Annotated in this window: 1 protein-coding gene and 2 pseudogenes; 2 read left to right on the top strand and 1 reads right to left on the bottom strand. The window is 72.7% G+C overall.

Annotated elements, in window-relative coordinates; translation table 11 throughout:
* Positions 1-118: 118 nt before the first annotated feature.
* Complete coding sequence (locus AC2W7M_RS23580; RefSeq protein WP_486135374.1) at positions 119-1,570, bottom strand: FAD-binding oxidoreductase; 1,452 nt, start codon at positions 1,568-1,570, stop codon at positions 119-121.
* A gap of 159 nt (positions 1,571-1,729) precedes the next feature.
* Between AC2W7M_RS23580 and rimM the strand changes: the two are divergent.
* Both rimM and AC2W7M_RS23570 read left to right on the top strand, forming a co-directional pair.
* Positions 1,730-2,316 (top strand): annotated as a pseudogene (rimM, locus tag AC2W7M_RS23575) (ribosome maturation factor RimM).
* Positions 2,313-2,590: pseudogene (locus AC2W7M_RS23570) on the top strand (tRNA (guanosine(37)-N1)-methyltransferase TrmD); the annotation flags it as partial. The pseudogenes rimM and AC2W7M_RS23570, both read left to right, overlap by 4 nt.

The raw sequence follows: 2,590 nt of genomic DNA, 5'->3' as shown, positions 1-2,590 counted from the left end.
TGCCGCGGCCGGCAGAGCCGGACCCGCTCACCATGAGGCGCCGGAGCGCTGAGGGACGAGGCGCCAGGGTTGTCCGCAACGGGCGCCGGCAGCCGGTGCGTCCGCCGGCCGCGCCGGCCTACCGCCCGACCAGCACCTTGCCGGGATTGGCGAGCCCCTTGGGGTCGAGCGCCTGCTTCACCGCCGCCATCACGTCCAGCGCCACGGGGTCCTTGTAGAGCGTCAGCTCCTCCTTCTTCAGGAGGCCGATGCCATGTTCGGCGGAGATGGAGCCGCCGAGCGAGGCCACGAGATCGTGGACGATGCGGTTGAAGTCTTCCCAGGCGGCGATGAAGGCCGCCTTGTCCATGCCCACCGGCTGGCTGAGATTGAAATGCACGTTGCCGTCGCCCATGTGGCCGAACGCGCATACGCGCAGGCCGTCCATATGGGCCTCGCAGCGCCGCGTCGCTTCGACGATGAAGTCGGCGACCTTTGAGACCGGCACCGAGACGTCGTGCTTGATGGAGCCGCCCTCGTACTTCTGGGCGTCGGACAGGTCCTCGCGCAGGCGCCACAGCGCCGCCGCCTGGGCCTCGCTCGCGGCGATCACCGCGTCCTCCACCTCCGCCGCCTCGAAGGCGTCGGAGAGCACGGCGAGGACCATGGCCGCGAGGTCGTCGTCGTCGCGGGTGGAGGTGAGTTCGGCCAGAACGTAGAAGGCGTGGTCGCCCTGGAGCGCGCGCACCGTGCCGGGCATGTGCTTCAGCACCGTCTCCAGGCCGAAGCGCGGCAGGAACTCGAAGCCGGTGAGCGCGTCCCCGGCCACCGCGCGCAGGCGGCGGAACAGCGCCAAAGCGGCATGGGGGCTCTCCAGGCCCACCAGCGCCGTGGCGCGCTGGCGCGGCGCCGGGAACAGGCGCAGCACCGCGGCGGTGATGATGCCGAGCGTGCCCTCGGCGCCGATGAAGAGGTCCTTGAGATCGTAGCCGGTATTGTCCTTGCGCAGGCGCGACAGGCCGTTCCACAGCCGCCCGTCCGGCAGCACCACCTCGAGCCCCAGCGCCAGCTCGCGCATATTGCCGTAGCGCAGCACGGCGGTGCCGCCGGCATTGGTGGAAAGGTTGCCGCCGATCTGGCACGAGCCCTCCGCGGCGATGGAGAGCGGGAACAGGCAGCCCTTTTCGCGCGCGGCCTCCTGCACCTTGGCCAGCGTCACGCCCGCCTCGGCGGTGACGGTGAGGTCGGTCGCGTCGAGGTCGCGGATGCGGTCGAGGCGGGAGAGCGAGATCAGCAGCGCGCCGAACGGCACCTGCCCGCCGACCAGACCGGTATTGCCGCCCTGCGGCACGAAGGGCAGGCCCGCGGCCGCGCATGCGGCGACGATGAAGGCCACCTCCTCGGCGCTCCCGGGCCTTAGCACGGCGGGCGTCGTGCCCTGGAACAGCCCGCGCCCCTCCACCAGATGCGGGGCGATGTCGGCGCTCGCGCGCAGCACGTGGCGCGCGCCGATGCGCGCCGCGATGCGGTCAACGACGCCTTCGACCGCCTGCGGGTCGAGGAGGAGGGGCTCGGGGGCATGGCTCGACATGGCCGGGACACTGCCTCAGCGCCTTGCGGCCCGCAAGCGTCGGCTGCACCGCAGCGCGGGGCCTTTCCCCGAGGTGCCCACCCGCTCTTCTTCCCTTCCGTCCGCGCCGGGGCTATGAGGGCGACCCGGCGCGCGGGGCCGCGCCGCGAAAGGCCGCCCATGACCGACCGCATCCTCGTCGCCCGCATCGGCGCCCCCACGGCGTGAGGGGCGAGGTCCGCCTCTTCCCCTTCACCCAGGACCCGATGGCGGTGCTGGACTATCAGCCGCTGACCGACAAAGCGGGCGCGCGCACGTTCCGCATTGTTGCGCTCAGGCCCGGCAAGGACCATTTCGTCGCCCGGCTCGCCGGCATCGACGACCGCACCGCCGCCGAGGCCCTGACCCAGACCGAGCTCTACGTCGCGCGCGACCGCCTGCCGCCGGCGGAGGACGAAGACACCTTCTACCACGCTGACCTGATCGGCCTGCCGGTGACCGGCCCGGACGGCGCCCCGCTCGGCAGCGTTGTGGCGCTGCACGATTTCGGCGCCGGCGACATTCTGGAATTCGCGCCCGCGGCCGGCGGCAAGACGCTGATGGTGCCCTTCACCAAGGCCGCGGTGCCGGTGGTGGACGTGGCGGGCCGGCGCGTCGTGGTCGATCCCGCCTTCGTGCCGCGGCACGCAAGAGGACGGCGTGGAGGGGGAAGGCGACTGATGGTGCGTTTGACGCCGGCGCCGCCCGCGCCCATCACTCCGCCATGACCGCCGCCCCGCTCTTCCGCGCCAGCGTGCTGACGCTCTATCCGGAGATGTTTCCCGGCCCGCTCGGCCATGCGCTGGCGGGCCGCGCGCTCGGCGCCGGCCTGTGGGGGCTGGAGGCGGTGCAGATCCGCGACTTCGCGCTCGACAGGCACCGCTCGGTGGACGACACCCCTGCCGGCGGCGGCCCCGGCATGGTGATGCGCGCCGACGTGCTGGCCCGCGCCATCGACGCCGTCTCGCCGCAGGGCGATCTTCGCCCCGCGCCTCCTGATGA

The organism is Xanthobacter sp. BG11Y11_SDJG (assembly GCF_057364445.1).
This window is presented reverse-complemented; position numbering and strand designations above follow the sequence as displayed.